General features: G+C 43.8%; 14 protein-coding genes. 9 read left to right on the top strand and 5 right to left on the bottom strand.

Features of this window, described 5'->3' with window-relative positions; all coding sequences use genetic code 11:
- Positions 1–48: 48 nt before the first annotated feature.
- On the top strand, positions 49–1,413 hold the full coding sequence (locus GPS65_RS02230; RefSeq protein WP_144458966.1) for a sugar porter family MFS transporter: 1,365 nt from the start codon (positions 49–51) through the stop codon (positions 1,411–1,413).
- 137 nt (positions 1,414–1,550) lie between these two features.
- Positions 1,551–2,948 carry a bifunctional glycosyltransferase family 2 protein/class I SAM-dependent methyltransferase gene (locus GPS65_RS02235; RefSeq protein WP_144455411.1) on the top strand — a complete coding sequence of 466 codons (1,398 nt, stop codon included), beginning with the start codon at positions 1,551–1,553 and terminating at the stop codon, positions 2,946–2,948.
- Positions 2,949–2,960: 12 nt separating this feature from the next.
- Here the strand turns inward: GPS65_RS02235 and GPS65_RS02240 are convergent, their stop codons facing one another.
- The 5 genes from GPS65_RS02240 to kduI all read right to left on the bottom strand — a co-directional run bounded on the left by GPS65_RS02240 (position 2,961) and on the right by kduI (position 8,384).
- On the bottom strand, positions 2,961–4,106 hold the full coding sequence (locus tag GPS65_RS02240) for a Ger(x)C family spore germination protein (protein ID WP_144455413.1): 1,146 nt from the start codon (positions 4,104–4,106) through the stop codon (positions 2,961–2,963).
- Positions 4,103–5,203 (bottom strand): GerAB/ArcD/ProY family transporter, encoded by a 1,101-nt coding sequence (locus GPS65_RS02245; protein WP_012011480.1) that lies wholly within the window; start codon positions 5,201–5,203, stop codon positions 4,103–4,105. The genes GPS65_RS02240 and GPS65_RS02245 overlap by 4 nt, the downstream gene beginning before the upstream one ends.
- A 3-nt stretch (positions 5,204–5,206) precedes the next feature.
- A complete protein-coding gene (locus GPS65_RS02250; protein WP_012011479.1) occupies positions 5,207–6,673 on the bottom strand; it encodes a spore germination protein in 1,467 nt (488 codons plus the stop codon).
- Positions 6,674–6,778: 105 nt separating this feature from the next.
- On the bottom strand, positions 6,779–7,552 hold the full coding sequence (gene kduD, locus GPS65_RS02255; RefSeq protein WP_012011478.1) for a 2-dehydro-3-deoxy-D-gluconate 5-dehydrogenase KduD: 774 nt from the start codon (positions 7,550–7,552) through the stop codon (positions 6,779–6,781).
- A 4-nt stretch (positions 7,553–7,556) separates the two neighbouring features.
- Positions 7,557–8,384 (bottom strand): 5-dehydro-4-deoxy-D-glucuronate isomerase, encoded by an 828-nt coding sequence (kduI, locus tag GPS65_RS02260; protein WP_012011477.1) that lies wholly within the window; start codon positions 8,382–8,384, stop codon positions 7,557–7,559.
- Positions 8,385–8,646: 262 nt separating this feature from the next.
- On the opposite strand from kduI, the gene GPS65_RS02265 reads away from it, so the two are divergent.
- The 7 genes from GPS65_RS02265 (at position 8,647) to GPS65_RS02295 (ending at position 15,828) form a co-directional block, all read left to right on the top strand.
- Positions 8,647–9,657 carry a LacI family DNA-binding transcriptional regulator gene (locus GPS65_RS02265; RefSeq protein ID WP_012011476.1) on the top strand — a complete coding sequence of 337 codons (1,011 nt, stop codon included), beginning with the start codon at positions 8,647–8,649 and terminating at the stop codon, positions 9,655–9,657.
- A gap of 86 nt (positions 9,658–9,743) precedes the next feature.
- The gene (locus GPS65_RS02270) at positions 9,744–10,760 is read left to right on the top strand and encodes a sugar kinase (RefSeq protein WP_012011475.1); all 1,017 of its coding nucleotides are present in this window, start codon (positions 9,744–9,746) and stop codon (positions 10,758–10,760) included.
- The gene (locus GPS65_RS02275; protein WP_012011474.1) at positions 10,732–11,331 is read left to right on the top strand and encodes a bifunctional 4-hydroxy-2-oxoglutarate aldolase/2-dehydro-3-deoxy-phosphogluconate aldolase; all 600 of its coding nucleotides are present in this window, start codon (positions 10,732–10,734) and stop codon (positions 11,329–11,331) included. The genes GPS65_RS02270 and GPS65_RS02275 overlap by 29 nt, the downstream gene beginning before the upstream one ends.
- Positions 11,332–11,452: 121 nt before the next feature.
- Positions 11,453–11,908 carry a GNAT family N-acetyltransferase gene (locus tag GPS65_RS02280; protein ID WP_041815968.1) on the top strand — a complete coding sequence of 152 codons (456 nt, stop codon included), beginning with the start codon at positions 11,453–11,455 and terminating at the stop codon, positions 11,906–11,908.
- A 67-nt stretch (positions 11,909–11,975) separates the two neighbouring features.
- Positions 11,976–12,977: a sugar-binding protein gene (locus GPS65_RS02285; protein ID WP_041815965.1), complete on the top strand. Its 1,002-nt coding sequence runs from the start codon at positions 11,976–11,978 to the stop codon at positions 12,975–12,977.
- Entirely contained in the window at positions 12,974–14,416 is a 1,443-nt protein-coding gene (locus GPS65_RS02290) for a sensor histidine kinase (protein ID WP_041815962.1), read from the top strand. Before GPS65_RS02285 ends, GPS65_RS02290 begins: the two co-directional genes overlap by 4 nt.
- A complete protein-coding gene (locus GPS65_RS02295; protein WP_161985307.1) occupies positions 14,410–15,828 on the top strand; it encodes a response regulator in 1,419 nt (472 codons plus the stop codon). Before GPS65_RS02290 ends, GPS65_RS02295 begins: the two co-directional genes overlap by 7 nt.
- Positions 15,829–15,924 lie beyond the last annotated feature (96 nt).

Raw genomic sequence — 15,924 nt, forward strand, 5'->3', positions numbered from 1 at the left:
TCATAGAGAAACATCCAGTACATACAGAACAAAAGAGGGGTTATGAACATGAAAAATCGGAATGGGTGGCTTTATTTCTTCGGCGCACTAGGTGGCGCCTTATATGGCTATGATACAGGTGTCATTTCTGGCGCCATCTTATTTATGAAAGAGGATTTAGGGTTAAACGCATTTACAGAGGGACTTGTCGTCAGCTCGATTTTAATCGGTGCGATGCTCGGTTCCTCTTTATCTGGAAAGCTGACAGATCAATTTGGGCGAAAAAAAGCCATCATCGCCGCCGCGATTTTGTTTATTATCGGCGGATTTGGTACAGCCCTTGCCCCGAATACCGAAGTGATGGTCTTATTCCGAATTGTGCTAGGGCTTGCTGTCGGGTGCTCGACAACGATTGTTCCATTATATTTATCTGAACTCGCTCCAAAGGAATCGCGAGGAGCACTGTCCTCATTAAACCAACTCATGATCACATTTGGTATTCTACTCGCCTATATTGTGAATTACGCTTTAGCGGATGCAGAGGCATGGCGCCTGATGCTTGGAATTGCGGTTGTTCCTTCTGTGCTTTTATTATGTGGGATTATGTTTATGCCGGAAAGTCCCCGCTGGCTGTTTGTCCATGGACAGGCAGACCGTGCAAAAGAAATATTATCTAAACTGAGAAAGAGTAAGCAAGAAGTGGAAGAAGAAATTTCAGACATACAACAGGCAGAAAGTGAAGAAAAAGGCGGTTTTAAGGAATTATTTGAGCCATGGGTGCGCCCAGCATTAATCGCTGGTGTCGGTCTTGCCTTTTTGCAACAGTTTATCGGTACCAATACGATTATTTACTATGCACCAAAAACATTCACAAGCGTTGGTTTTGGCAATTCAGCGGCCATTTTAGGAACCGTCGGAATTGGGGCAGTGAATGTCGTCATGACGTTTGTGGCGATTAAAATTATTGACCGTGTAGGGCGTAAAGCGCTGCTCTTATTTGGGAATGCTGGCATGGTCCTAAGTTTAATTGTCCTGTCAGTGGTCAATCGATTTTTCGAAGGGTCAACAGCGGCAGGATGGACAACTATTATTTGTTTAGGTCTCTTTATTGTCATCTTTGCTGTCAGCTGGGGTCCTGTTGTTTGGGTCATGCTTCCTGAGCTGTTCCCAGTACATGTCCGAGGTATCGGTACAGGTGTCTCTACCTTCCTCCTTCATACAGGAAATTTAATCATTTCGCTTACATTTCCAACTTTACTAAGCGCGATGGGTATCAGTAATCTTTTCCTCATTTATGCGGTCATCGGCGTAGGCGCCTTCTTATTTGTGAAATATATGGTGACTGAAACGAAAGGGAAAAGTCTTGAAGAAATTGAAGACGATTTAAAAAAGAGGAATCGTGCCGTCACAGGTGACGAAGGAAAAACGGTGTGAACCACGACCAGCTGCCCAGATGCAGCTGGTTTTTCTTTGTTAAACAAACGTTTAATCAAGAAAGGACAATCTCTCATCTTCTGAACGTGCTCCATATGACATACATATGGAACATGCGGGCGAAAGGTGGAAATGAGATGGAAGGGAAAACGAGCATTGTCATGCTGACATACAATGAACTGCATTTAACGAAAAAATGTATCGACAGCATCAAGCAGCATACCCGAAGTGAACAATATGAACTCATCATTGTTGATAATGCATCAACCGATGGGACGAAGGAATATGTGAGAGAGCTGAACGATGTGATCTTCATAGAAAATGAAGAAAATCGAGGCTTTGCAAAGGGCTGTAATCAAGGAGCAAAAAAAGCGACAGGAGATAGCATTCTCTTTTTAAATAACGACACGATCGTCACGGAAAACTGGCTTTCTCCATTAAGGGAGGCGTTATTTGCATCAGAACGTATTGGGATGGTAGGGCCAGTATCCAACTATGTGAGCGGTCCTCAAATGGTCGAGTCAACGTATACAGATGTGAAGGAACTGCCAGCCTTTGCGAAGAAATATACGGCTGCGAAAACAGGTCAGAGAACTTATGTACATCGGCTTGTGGGGTTTTGTCTACTTGTAAAAAAAGAGCTCATTGAAAAGGTGGGTTTATTTGATGAGCGGTTCGTGTATGGATCATTTGAGGATGACGACCTTTGTTTGAGATCTTTGCTGAACGGATATCAGCTTCAAATCGTTCACGATTCATTTGTGCATCATCACGGTCATGCAACCTTTCGAGCGAATCAAGATACGAACATCACTACATTGTTTGCAGAAAACAGGCTACGGTTTTTAGATAAATGGGGCATTGACCTCAATTTGATGACTCCTCATCCGTACTTTGCAGATCTACTGCCTGAAGATGCTGCTTGTGTACTGGATGCGGGATGCGGCGTAGGGGCAACAGGGCTTGAACTCATGAATCGGCAGTCTGTTGACATGTACGGCGTAGAGGCTGATCCATTAAAAGCAGCCATCGCAAAGGCTTATTACAAAGAAGTCATTGAGGCAAAAGCAGATGAGTACCCGTGGTTAGAGAAAGAGGCTTTTTTTGATGCGGTCATTTTTTCGGATGTTTTAGAGCATGTGTCAGATCCTTGGCATATGATTGAACAAGCGCACGCATCTTTAAAACCGGGTGGCGTGATCATTTGCTGCCTGCCGAACATGATGCATGCGGAGGTACTACTCCCGTTAATGACAGGGGATTTTACGTATCAAGATGTAGGAATTTTAGATCGAGGTCACTTGAGGTTCTTCACACCAAACACAATGCATGCGCTTTTCCCAGACCATTTGTTTGAACGGGTGATCGAGCAGAGGATCAATGTTCCGATAGATCAAAACGTGCAATTGTTTTTTGATGAGATAGCAAGAGTAGGAACGTCACTTGGCTTGCAAACAAAGGCGTTAACTGATCAAGTGACACTATATCAGCTTTTAATTGTCGTGCGTAAAAAAGGCGGGTCCCCTTCGGGATAACCGCCTTTTGCATTACCATTTGAAGCTTTTCGTTGAGCCCTCTGCCCCAAAGTTTAAAATGCTGACTTTGACATCATATTCGATTTCCGCTTCTTGAAAGAGCGCATCCCATTCGTCTCGATGCTTTTCCCAATAGTCAGGGTATTTAATACGAAATTGCCGGCTTAAAAAGATAGGATCAACGCCCACCTCTTTTTGCACATGATGAACCGCTTTTTGAATCCTTTGTTTGATTTTATTTGCAAAAAGACGCTCAAATCTTTGGATGTACTGCTCATCGTATGAGTTTTCTTCAGGATACTGATCTTCAGAAAGCTTTCCATTTGTGTTGACAATAATCTTAAAGGAAATATGCCCATCTTTCAGATAAGGTTCAATCTTAGTTTTGGCTTTCTTAATTTCATATGTGATCGGAAAGCCTTTGTAAGTAGCTGGTACAACGCCGCCTGAGATTCGGTCCATCACCCAGTTTAAAGATTGGACATCCTTTGCAGGGATGAATCCGATCAGCTTTCGGTTTTTACCGTGAATGATTCCTGCCCCATCATAGATAAGCTCGCCGTCTATCGCGTCTACACTTTGGACAAGGAAGCTCACGCCCATCTGGAAGTAATCAGATGCCCGGCCAATACGTGTTGGCAGTAAGATCTTTCCGTTAAAGTTTCGGTTTTTGGATGTTTCAAAGATATGTTCAACTGGAACCTTTTGCTGTGATTTCAATTTTTGATTGATTACTTTTGATGCATCACCACGTGACACGAGGAGATAGCTGCTTCGCCGAACTTCATCATCTCGAATAAAATGATTGAGCGTTCCTTGAATATCGTGATGTTCTGCTTGATCTTTGCCGAACAGAAAGATTTTTAGATGATCACTATAGATTGGCGGGTCCTTTAAGGCGACATTACTGACAGCCTCCAGCACGTTTTTCCCCTTCGAGACGACGTTTACATAGCCAGGAGAATCGGCCTCTTGTGTTCCGCCCATCTTCGGCACCAGGTTTTGGTAAGTGAGCTTAACTCCTTTCTGTTCCTCCTCATCTATTCCAACGCCGCGCACAAATGATAATTTTTCAATATCTTTTAAGTCCCAGCATCCTGCTGATAGAAGGAAGAGACAGCAGGACAAAAAAATGAACAATACACGTCTTCCTCTCATGCAGATCGACCTCCCCATTTTTTGCGTATCATCAGCAGAATGGCTGTAATAAAAGGAACGGCTAAAACGACGAACAATGCATAGCCGAGTAAAGTAGAGTAGTAAAAGACTTCATTGATATTTCTCGGAAATAAAGAGAGGGCAGAGGTAATCAAAAACAGCAGCCATAGCAGTCTCGTTACATTGGTCGTCTTAAAGACTGTATGGCAACCTTTAATGGCAAATTGGAAAAAGCCTAGCATGCAAATAAACTGTTGGCACGTCCAAATCGTCAGCAAAAATATATCAAATCGTTCAATGAAGACCCCTTCAAGTTCTAGTGCTTGAATGAGGGATACAGTCGGCCAGGTGAGGGATTTCGTTTCACCTACTGTCATGGAACCAATCACAACAAAGAGCGTGAGGGAATAGATAAGAGAAGTAATCCCAACCCCGATCGCAGCTGCCCATTTCGCTTTTGACCATTTGTCTTTATAAATAAGTGGTACAACAAACAAAATGACCTCAAAGCCAGTAAATTGAATAAAGGTTTGAGAGAACAACTTGCTAAAATCCCGAAACCCGTGCGCCATCACAGGACGCAAATAATCAAAATCGAATATTTTCAAACTAAACAGCATGAGCCCAATATAAATAATCATCGTCATCGGATATATGTATGTCACCATTTTGACTATTGGAAAAATACCACTTTTCAAATGATAGATCGCCACGAGAAGAAAAATCATCACAATCACTGCCATGGGAGTCGATTCCAGCAGGAAAAATTGGACGACTTCTCCGAGAACACGCGCTTCGAAGCCGACGATGCCTAGTAAATAGACAATCAGTATTAAATTGAAGAACGTGCCAAAGATGGCACCGGCTCCTTTTCTATTTGACTCAAAAATGGTATCCGGCGCATTTTTTTCAGCAATCCATCCCAACAAAAAAGCAACGAAAGCGAAGATGACTCCCTGTATTAATACAATGATCCAGCCATCAGGGAATCCTGAATTGGCAGAACTGCGTGGAATGGTTAAAATTCCAGCGCCTATCATTGTAGAGCTGCACAGAATGGTGACTTGTAACAATGATAGCTTCTCAGCTCTGTACATCGGTTAATCTCCTTGTCTTTTGAGATTTTTTATTTTTGCTGTTTTCGGTCTCGATTTAAATAACCCAATTGGAAGACGTACATACGTATCCTTTAAATCTGAAAACGGTGAAGACAAAACAGGCGTGAAATAGTCAAAACCAAAGGTCTTTAATTGCATCAAGTGACAAAGCACAAATAAATAACACATGATTAAGCCATATAACCCAAACATCGCTGAACTGAAAATGGCCATAAATCGCAAGATACGCAGCGGGAAACTAAAGTCATAGGATGGTGCCGTAAAGTCAGCGAGTGCCGTTAGCGACACAATAATCACCATTAAGGCACTGACGATATTGGCTTGGACAGCCGCTTGACCAATGATGACCCCGCCAATGAGCCCAATTGTCTGCCCGATGGCTCTAGGCAGCCGAAGTCCAGCTTCCCGCAGCAGCTCTATCGTAAAAGACATGAGAATCGCCTCAACAACAGGAGGGAACGGAACATTCTGACGGCTGCCTGCGATGGTGAGTGCCATCCGTGTTGGTAATAAGCCTGGGTGATAAGAGACAAGTGCAATGTAAAGCCCGGGTAAAAAAATCGTGAGCAAAACAGCGATATAACGGAGTAAACGTAAAAGAGTCGCACTAGTCCATCTCTGATAATAATCTTCAGGTGATTGCATCAAGGCTGTAAAGGTCATTGGTAAAATGAGTGCAAAGGGAGTGCCATCGAGTAAAATCGATACTTTCCCTTCAAGCACAGATGCAATCACCCGGTCTGGACGTTCTGTATTTTGAATCTGCGGAAAAATGGAGATGTGGCTGTCCTCAATCAGTTGTTCAATATAGCCGGTTTCAGGGATGTCATCCATTTTAATTTCGGACATCCGTGATAAAACATCTTCTACTAATTTGGGATCAACAATATCACGAACGTATACAAGGGCTGCGGCCTTCTTATTGCGAGTACCTACATTCACCTTTTGAATGACAAGGTTTGGGTCGTTTGCCCGCTCACGAATTAAAGCCGTGTTTTTTTCAAGGTTTTCAATAAAACCGATCCGAGGCCCTCTTACAAGGACTTCCGATTGCGGCTCTTCTACTTCTCTAAATTGAAAAAGGTTCGTTTGGAGCGCAAGTGCTTGTGCTGCACCATCTACAAATAAAATAGCCCTGCCGCTATATAACTGCTCGATGGCAAGGTTCATATCCTCCAGCACGTCATTTTGGATGCCAAAGAACGTTTTAGACAGAGCCGGAAGCGTATTAGGATCAACCTCCGTAATATCCAATTCCTTTTGCATGGGTGAAATGATTTGTTTGGAAAGCATCTCAAACTCTGTGAGTCCTTCAACGTACATGAGACATGCAGAGATAGCTGAAGGACCAAATGAAAATGAGTGGAACACGATATCATCACTTTTCCCGGCAAAGCTCTTGACGCGCTTGATGACGGACGCTATATCTTGTTCAATACGACTTTTCATAATACCTCACCCTCATGTCATGTTTTTTATAGAGTGACTCGGATGGTGGAGAATTATGCAAATAGAAAAAAGAGAATCCCTGCAAATAGGAATTCTCTCGTCTGTTTATCTCGCAAGCCAGCCGCCATCAACAGCTAAAATATGACCGTTCATATAATCGGAGGCTGGTGAGCTAAGGAAAACAGCCGCACCGGCTAGATCCTCAGGCTTTCCCCAGCGCCCGGCAGGGATTCGTTTGAGAATCTCTTCATTTCGATTCTCATCGTCCCGAATGGCTTGCGTATTATTGGTCGCAATGTAACCAGGAGCGATCGCGTTCACTTGTATATGCTGGTTCGCCCATTCGTTTGCAAAGGCCTTCGTCAGCCCTGCGACTGCGTGTTTACTTGCTGTATAAGCGGGGACAAAGACGCCGCCTTGAAATGATAGAAGGGAGGCGATATTGACGATTTTCCCTTGCCCATTTTTCAGCATCTGCCGCCCAACCCTTTGGGTGAGGAAAAAGAGACTATTGATATTCACATCCATGACCGTATGCCAATCTTCCTCTGAATAATGAGCGGCCTGCTCTCTTTTAATGGTGCCAGCATTATTGATTAAAATATCAATTGTATGCTTTTGTAACATGGCATCGACAGCTTGCTTTGCACTTTGAGGATCGGAAAAGTCAACCTGAACCGCATGAAACGAGCGGCCCGCCTGTTCGACAAGCGCTTTCGTTTCCTCAAGCGGTGTATGGTGGTATGTGCCGATAATATCTGCGCCTGACCTGGCAAGCGCCACAGCAATGCCCTGCCCAATGCCCGTTCCAGGACCTGTCACAAGGGCTGTTTTGCCTTCAAGAGAAAAGAGGGACGCTACATAGGATGCTGTTGTCATCACATTACCTCAGCTGGTCCATTGGGACAAAGTCCATATCTTTAAACGTATAGTTCTCGCCAGCCATCGCCCAAATAAATGAATAATTCGCTGTGCCCGAGCCTGAATGAATGGACCAAGCAGGAGAAATGACCGCTTCTTCATTAGCCAAAACGAGATGTCTTGTTTCAGATGGCTCCCCCATAAAATGAAAGACACGAGCATCTTCTTCGATATCAAGATATAAGTACACTTCCATACGCCGATCATGAATATGAGCAGGCATCGTATTCCATGTGTTATTGGTTTCCAGTTGAGTGATTCCCATCATAAGCTGACAGCTTTGGATGCCGTTTGCGTGGATAACTTGATATAGATTTCGTACGTTGGAAGCAGACGCTTCCCCTAAGTGATTCGGTGTTAACTCAGCGATGGCTGCTTTTTGCGTAGGATACGCTTGATGAGCCGTGGCTGATACAAGATAGAACTTGGCTTCCTCGCCGGATGCACTAGCAAACTGTACATCTTCGTGTCCAAGCCCAATATATAAGAAATCTTTGTGCTCCAGTACAAAGGCTTCACCATCGACAGTGACCGTTCCTTGACCGCCGACATTGACAATGCCGATCTCGCGTCTTTCAAGGAAATATTCCGTTCGTAAAAAGTCGCCAGCATCTAATTTGAGCGGCTCTGCAGACGGCATGACTCCGCCAATCACCACGCGGTCCTCATGCGAATAGTAGAGCTTTAATTCACCACTGACGAATAGTGTAGGAATATGAAAATGACGACGAAGTTCCTCTGTTGTAAAACGTTTGACCTGCTCAGGGTGTACAGCATAACGATTTTCCATTTGAGATAAGCCTCCCTTTCCATCTGAAACAAAGTATGGGTATTTTATTTGGTATCGGTTTCAAGGAAAATATTAGAGGAAAAAGAAGGAGACGTCAACCGTTAATTTGAAATCGCTTTCTTTTTGTTTATTTAAATGATTTTTTGCCATCTTCAAGCAAAAAAATCTTCTGGAATTCAAGAAGTTATGTTATGCTCTTTTTAAGTTATTTGAAATCGGTTTCGAAACAAATGAGAAGACATTGATTGTGGGAGTTTTTTGAATGAAAGAGAAAAAGCAAACGAAAGTGACCATCAACGAAGTGGCCGCTTATGCAGGGGTTTCAAAATCAACTGTATCCAGATATATCAATGGCAGAACAAATGAAATTTCGATTGAAAAGGTCAAAAAAATCAAAAAAGCCATTGAAGAACTGCATTATCGTCCGAGTCAGCTCGCCCAAGGTTTGAAAGTAAGAAAAAGCAAGGTCATTGGGTTTATTGTAGCCGACATTACAAATCCATTCTCTGTAGCGACACTTCGCGGAGTCGAAGAAATTTGTGATGAATATGGATACAGCATCATGGTATGCAACACAGATAACCGGCCAGAAAAAGAACGAGAAATGCTCCTCAAACTGAATGCGCATTATATTGAAGGTCTCATCATCAATACGACAGGCCAGAACAATGACATTTTGCAGGATTTTCAGAAAGACGGTGTGCCGATTGTCCTTGTTGACCGGAAATTATCTGAACTAAAAGTCGACACAGTGACAACGAATAACCGTGATATCACGATCCAACTGCTTCAACAAATGTATGAGAAAAGCTATGAGCACATCGCCTTCTTTACTGAGCCAGTTGATGGGATCAGTCCTCGTGAAGAACGAAAAGAAGCATATGAACAGACAGCCATGAGTAAACATAAGAAACCTATTATTAAAGAAATTGATTTGAAACAAAAAGAACAATTGCGAGAAGAACTTGTCCATTTTGTTCAAACAAATCAGCAAAAAAAAGCGATTTTAGCAGCCAATGGATTACTGATGCTAAAGCTGATCAGTGAGCTTGTAGAACTCGGGTTAAAGATTCCAGAAGATATAGGCGTCGCAGGCTTTGATGATACAGAATGGTATAAGCTGATTGGGCCTGGAATCACAACGGTTGCCCAGCCATCTCATGAAATGGGGAAAGCCGCCATGCAAAAAATCAAGACTCGGCTTGAAGGGGATGAAAGTGCGCCACAAACCATTCAACTTGATGGAGAAATCATCGTAAGAAAATCTTTATAAATAACAAACAGAGAAGAGTATACATATGTGCATGCTCTCTCTTTTTCAACTGATTTGAAACCGGTACCAAGAGAGGGGAGAAATGAGTGAAAGCATTGGATGCAGTCACATTTGGGGAATCAATGGCGATGTTTTACGCAAAAGAAGCCGGAGAGCTTCATCAAGTGCATACATTTCAAAAGGCGCTTGCTGGTGCTGAAAGTAACGTGGCAGTCGGTTTGGCGAGGCTAGGTTTTGATGTGGGATGGATGAGCAAAGTCGGAGCAGATTCACTTGGCACATTTATTTTAGAAGAGCTTCAAAAAGAAGGAGTCGATACAAGTGCAGTGATCCGTTCAAATGATGGGGCCAAAACAGGGATCTTACTTAAATCCAAAGTGATGGATGGAGATCCTGACGTTACGTATTATCGCAAAGGTTCTGCTGCGAGCACCATGAGTCCAAGTGACTTTCCTGCGGATTATTTCCAACAGGCAGGGCATCTCCATATGACAGGTATTCCGCCTGCATTATCCAGTGAAATGAGAGCGTTTTCTTTTCATGCTCTTCAGAAGATGAAAGAAGCAGGCAAAACCATTTCATTTGATCCAAACCTTCGGCTGCAGCTATGGGAAGAGGAGGAAGATATGATCCATACAGTGAATCAAATCGCTTATCAAGTGGATTGGTTTTTTCCGGGGCTTGCAGAAGGACAAAGGCTCACAGGCTGTCATGAGCCGGAAGAGATTGCAGATGTTTATTTACAAAAAGGCGTCAAGCTTGTGGTCATTAAGCTCGGTGCAGAAGGTGCCTATTATAAAAGTGCAGCCAATCAGGGGATGGTGAGCGGCTTTTATGTGCCCAATGTCGTGGATACAGTCGGTGCCGGTGATGGATTTGCCGTGGGGGTTATCAGCGGCTTACTGGACGGTTTATCATGTGAAAAATCTGTAAGGAGAGGCAATGCTGTAGGAGCTCTTGCGGTGATGTCTCCAGGCGATAAGGACGGCCTGCCTACTCGGGAAGAGCTTCAGTCTTTTATAAAAGAAGCCAAACGATATCACAGACGGGAATATATGAAGGGGGATGAAGGATATGGGGAAGTCAGCAAGTTTGAGCGTTAAAGAACGTCTCGCGGCTTGTAAGCTAATCGCAGTGGTGAGGGCGGGGAGCGAATCGGAAGGCATTGAGATCATTCAGCGTTTAAAGAAAAAGGGTGTTCGTGCCATTGAAGTGACGTATACCACGCCCAATGCGGAACGCATCATCGCATCCTTTCAGCATGAACAAGATCTGATTGTGGGAGCAGGCACAATCACCACACTTCAGCAGGCGCAATCAGCCATTGACGCAGGCTCACAATTTATTGTCAGTCCAGGATATCTTTCTGTCATTGGAGAGCATCTCTCATTTCACGACACACTCTATGTACCAGGTGTCCTCACCCCAAGTGAAATTATGCAGGCAAAAGCAGCTGGATACTGCTTGCTCAAGCTTTTTCCAAGCGGCTCCTTCGGTCTATCCTATATGAAAAACTTACAAGGTCCATTTCCAGACATTGAATTTATTCCAACGGGGGGGATTCATCCAACCGATGTGCCAAAATGGCTCAAAGCTGGCGCAGTTGCAGTAGGGGTCGGAAGTCAGCTTGAAAGCAGTACGGCAGAAGAATTACAAGCGGTTCTTTCTTCATAAATAGGCGCTATCAAATGAACAACTGGCAGATGAATGCCGGTTGTTTGTTCGTTTATGTGACATAACAGCAGGTGAATGCTGACTCATCACGTACAATATTTATGAAGGAGTGATAGAAGACATGTACATTCAACAAGATACTCTCACAGATGGACAAATAGAGCAGCTGATTACCGCTCATTTAGAAGAAATGAAAAAGCATTCCCCGCCAGAAAGCATCCATGCCCTTCCGTTAGCTGAATTGAAAAAGCAAGGTGTCACAGTGTGGAGTGTTCGGGATGGAGAGGAGCTTCTTGGCTGCGGAGCATTAAAGGAGCTGTCAAGTGATCACGGCGAAATCAAATCCATGAGGACTGCAGCTCCCCATATGCGAAAAGGTGTAGGAAGGTATATGCTGAACCATCTTCTCCAAGAGGCAAAAAGGCGTGGTTATTCACGTATCAGCTTAGAGACAGGTGCGATGTCTTTCTTCGAGCCAGCAAGAAAACTATATGAGAGTGTTGGGTTTGATAGTTGTCCGCCTTTCGGTTCATATGAAGAAGATCCAAACAGTTTATTTATGACAAAGGAATTATAGAGGTCGAGAGAGTATGCTTATAAGCAGCTCTTTTTTTATGCGCAACGTTTGAAAGGGGGAGGATGTGGTGAAAGGTTCAAAGTGGATCGGGGTGGGCGCCTTTCTCACTTTTTGTATCGTTTCTGTCATGTTTTTAACATTATTAGGTCAAGATTTATTTAAAATTGAAAGCGCTTCCGAAAAGGCGTCATCTGCCTATCAATATCATTTTGTCCTTGTACCGGAGGAACTTGATAATGAATATTGGCAGCTAGTACAAAAGGGAGCTGCTGATGCGGCAGCCGCTCATCGCGTGTATTTAGAATATTTGGGTCCGAAACAAGCTGATATAGATGACCATTTGAAAACCATTGATATGGCAATCGCAGGGCATGTCGATGGCATTATGACACAGGGGCTTGATGCGAAAAAATACAAACCGCTTTTTCAGAAGGCAAGGGAAAAGGGCATTGATGTTGTCACCGTTGATACGGATGCAGAGGGGAGCAAGCGTCAAGTGTATGTTGGCACGGACAATTATTATTCAGGCTTTATCGCAGGACAGGCACTTATCGCAGATACAAAAGGTGAACAGTATGTGGGAATTGTCACAGGCAGGCTTGATGCCGTTCATCAAAAGCAGCGTGTCAAAGGATTTCGAGACGCAGTCGCCGCTGAAAAACGCATTCATATTGCTGGAATAGAAGAATCAGCCATTACAAAATCAGGCGCCTCCGGTGCAGCGTATAAACTATTAAACGATCATGCCAATCTCACTGCATTTTACGGCACGAGTGCATTAGATGGTGTAGGCATCATTCAAGCAACATCGCAATATCAATCGACCACAGATATCTATGTACTCGCATTTGATACGTTGCCAGATACGATTCAGGCGCTCGATGATGGAGAGATTGATGCCGTCGTTGTTCAGCACCCTTATGAAATGGGCTATCAAGCAGTGGAATCGCTTGTGCGTTTGCAAAAAGGTGAAAAAGAAGAGCCGCTTCAGTACACAGGAACGAGTGTGATTCGGCGCGAGGATCTGCCGCTCCAGCAAACAGACAGAAGGCAGGGGATGCAGCCGTGAGAAGGATTCGAAGTAAGTTGCTACTGGCATTTTTAACCCTTGTGTTCCTTGGCAACGTGGCCGCTTTTTTCGTCTATTGGAGTAGCTCGAATATCACATCAGAATACAGCAGAAGCTTTCGTTCCTTTCTTCTACTTAATGATATATCGACAGAGGCAAAAACGATGTATGAAAAGGTCAATGCGTATGCGATTGAAAAGGATCAGCAGTTTGCCAAAGAATATCTAGCTTCAAAACAAAAAATGAAATCCTACGACCAGACATTGCGAAAAGATGCCGGGCTTCATGCGGCAATTCCTTCTATTGAAAAATATCAATATATGATGCGAACGCTTATCAACGAAAGTGATGCGACCATGACACACGTAAAAGAAGGAAAAATCAAAGAATATGCAGCGAGTGTGAAGGAAGTAAGAACCGTCTCCTCCTACATACAAGAGCAAACGATGACCTTGCTTGATGATGAATTGTCTGAATATCAAGTACTCTATCAATCTCTGCAAAAAAGACACCAAACCTATGCGCTCTTCACCTTGTGTTTGTTTACGCTCTCCATTGGGGTCGCATTATGGATGGCGTATATGATTGCTGGAGGAATATCAAGACCAATCGTCCATCTCTCTCGAAGCGTAAAGGAAGTATCGGAAGGAAACTTTGATGGAGCGGACTTGCATGTCACCTCAAAGGATGAAATATCTGTATTAAATGAGGCATTTCAGCGAATGCGTCAAGAAATGAAAATGATGATTGAAGAGATGAAACAAAAGGCAGCCTTAGATCAAAAAATCAAAGACATGAAGCTGAAGACGCTGCAAAACCAAATGAACCCCCATTTTTTATTTAATACATTAAACATCGTCTCACGCATGGCTTACTTAGAATCAGCGGATGCCACATCGAGATTGATTCAATCTGTTTCCACTCTCATGCGTTATTCGCTATCAGCTCTTAGTGCATCTGTTACGCTAGAACAAGAAGTAAAAGTGGTCAAAGAATATTTTCATATACAAGAAACAAGATTTGCCGATCGTATCACATGCAAAACAACCATAGATGAATCCTGTTTATCTGTACTTATCCCAAGTCTCACCTTACAGCCGCTTGTTGAAAATGCCTTTATTCATGGCGTCGAGCCAAAGGAGGAAGACGGACTTGTAGAGCTCTCGATCTATCAAGAAGGCGGCTATGTGATGATTCGGATTCGGGACAATGGGGTGGGAATCAATGAACAAGAGAGAAGGAGATTGCTATCAGAAAAAGATGAGGAAGACCCAAACATCTTGAGTAAAGGGCATTCAACGGGAATCGGTCTTCGTAATGTGATATCAAGGCTGCGCTTGTTTTACGGAGTACAAAATGCTCTTCAAATTGATTCAAAGCCAAACGAAGGGACCACCATTCAATTGGCTATTCCGATGAAGGAGGGACCGGCATGCTGAACGTGCTGATTGTAGATGATGAAAAGATAGAACGGCTAGCGATGCGGAAGTTCATGACGGATTGGCTTCCAGAGTGTCATATCGCGGGAGAAGCTGAAAATGGAAAAAAGGCGGTTGAATTCGTGCGGACTGAGCCGGTTCATCTTGTGCTCATGGATATTCAGATGCCTGGAATGGATGGTTTGACAGCGATCAAGCAAATCAAAGCGATCAGTCCTCATACAAAATTTATTATGCTGACAGCCTACGATACCTTCGATTATGCCAAGCAGGCGATGCAAGAAGGGGTGAAGCAATATCTCGTCAAACCGGCTGACAAAGATGAAACCATCGCCGCCATTCGAACGGTAGCGGCAGAGATTCAGCAGGAGGCGTCTCAGCGGCAGGCGGTAGCGGCTGGGCAGCAGTCAAAGTGGCTTGAAGCCCATGTCATCAACGGTCAATCCTATACCTCCACGGAATTTCAACAACTGTTTCATGAATTCGAAGCAGGTCTTGTCATCGCTGTGCAGCGGACAATGGGGAATCAGCTGTTGATAGATTTACAGACATCTCCACTTTTTCATACGGTACCGATTCAAGTGAGTGGTGAGCTGTTTACCTGTCTCATTTATCGTCACCAAGCGCCTGGTCAGTTAAAAGCAGATATCCTACAGGCGATTCGAACGGCCACCACAAACGATCAGCCTTCACCGGTCGTTGGCATGGGACACCCAGTCTCCAATCCGCTTTATCTTCAAAAAAGTGCAGCAGAGGCGAAGCTTTCCTATTATCAGCGGAAAAAGAGCCCCGGCGTTGTTCGTTATGGCTTTTACCAAACAGAAGCACAGTCTCATCCATTGATCCACCTGCCTGAGCTTGCTGACGATATGATGCAGGCAATGGAAGAAGGGAGAAGAGAGGATGCGCTGGCTTTATTCGATGCCTTTGAACTAGAGGGGGCAACCCTGTCACAACTAAAAGAGCTGCTGATTTTATTTAAATCACGGCTCCGAACAGACTGGCCTATATTCACGATCAACACCTTAGCAGAATGCCGCCAGTGCTGTGAACATTTATTTGATGTGTACGAAGCAAGGACCCAGACTGTGAATGACATGGAGCGGGCAAAGCGCTACATCAAAACGCATTTTTGTGAACAGATCACGCTGGAGCAGACAGCCGCCTATGTTGATTTAAGTCCAACCTATTTCACAAAACGGTTTAAAGACGTGACAGGGCTGGCATTTAAAGAATATGTGACGAACTGCCGACTGGATAAAATTAAAAAACTTCTCAAAGACAGCTCGCTGAGTTTAAAAGAAATTACCTATCAGGCGGGATATACAGATCCCAATTACGTCAGCCGTGTGTTTAAGAAGATGGTCGGCTGTTCACCGAAGGAATATCGAAAACAGACCGTAAAAAAATGAAGAATTTCATAAAAAAGTGAAGAAGTTTGTCTGAAAAAAAGCAAGGATCTTCCATTATACTTATTTTGATAACGCTTACAAAATAGGGATGGGGGA

Source organism: Bacillus pumilus, assembly GCF_009937765.1.
Classification (GTDB): Bacteria; Bacillota; Bacilli; order Bacillales; family Bacillaceae; genus Bacillus; species Bacillus pumilus_O.

Bases quoted from the DNA above. Each gene is read 5' to 3' on its own strand.
- GPS65_RS02230 (WP_144458966.1), top strand. From the start codon at position 49: ATGAAAAATCGGAATGGGTGGCTTTATTTCTTCGGCGCACTAGGTGGC.
- GPS65_RS02235 (WP_144455411.1), top strand. From the start codon at position 1,551: ATGGAAGGGAAAACGAGCATTGTCATGCTGACATACAATGAACTGCAT.
- GPS65_RS02240 (WP_144455413.1), bottom strand. From the start codon at position 4,106: ATGAGAGGAAGACGTGTATTGTTCATTTTTTTGTCCTGCTGTCTCTTC.
- GPS65_RS02245 (WP_012011480.1), bottom strand. From the start codon at position 5,203: ATGTACAGAGCTGAGAAGCTATCATTGTTACAAGTCACCATTCTGTGC.
- GPS65_RS02250 (WP_012011479.1), bottom strand. From the start codon at position 6,673: ATGAAAAGTCGTATTGAACAAGATATAGCGTCCGTCATCAAGCGCGTC.
- kduD (WP_012011478.1), bottom strand. From the start codon at position 7,552: ATGACAACAGCATCCTATGTAGCGTCCCTCTTTTCTCTTGAAGGCAAA.
- kduI (WP_012011477.1), bottom strand. From the start codon at position 8,384: ATGGAAAATCGTTATGCTGTACACCCTGAGCAGGTCAAACGTTTTACA.
- GPS65_RS02265 (WP_012011476.1), top strand. From the start codon at position 8,647: ATGAAAGAGAAAAAGCAAACGAAAGTGACCATCAACGAAGTGGCCGCT.
- GPS65_RS02275 (WP_012011474.1), top strand. From the start codon at position 10,732: ATGGGGAAGTCAGCAAGTTTGAGCGTTAAAGAACGTCTCGCGGCTTGT.
- GPS65_RS02280 (WP_041815968.1), top strand. From the start codon at position 11,453: ATGTACATTCAACAAGATACTCTCACAGATGGACAAATAGAGCAGCTG.
- GPS65_RS02295 (WP_161985307.1), top strand. From the start codon at position 14,410: ATGCTGAACGTGCTGATTGTAGATGATGAAAAGATAGAACGGCTAGCG.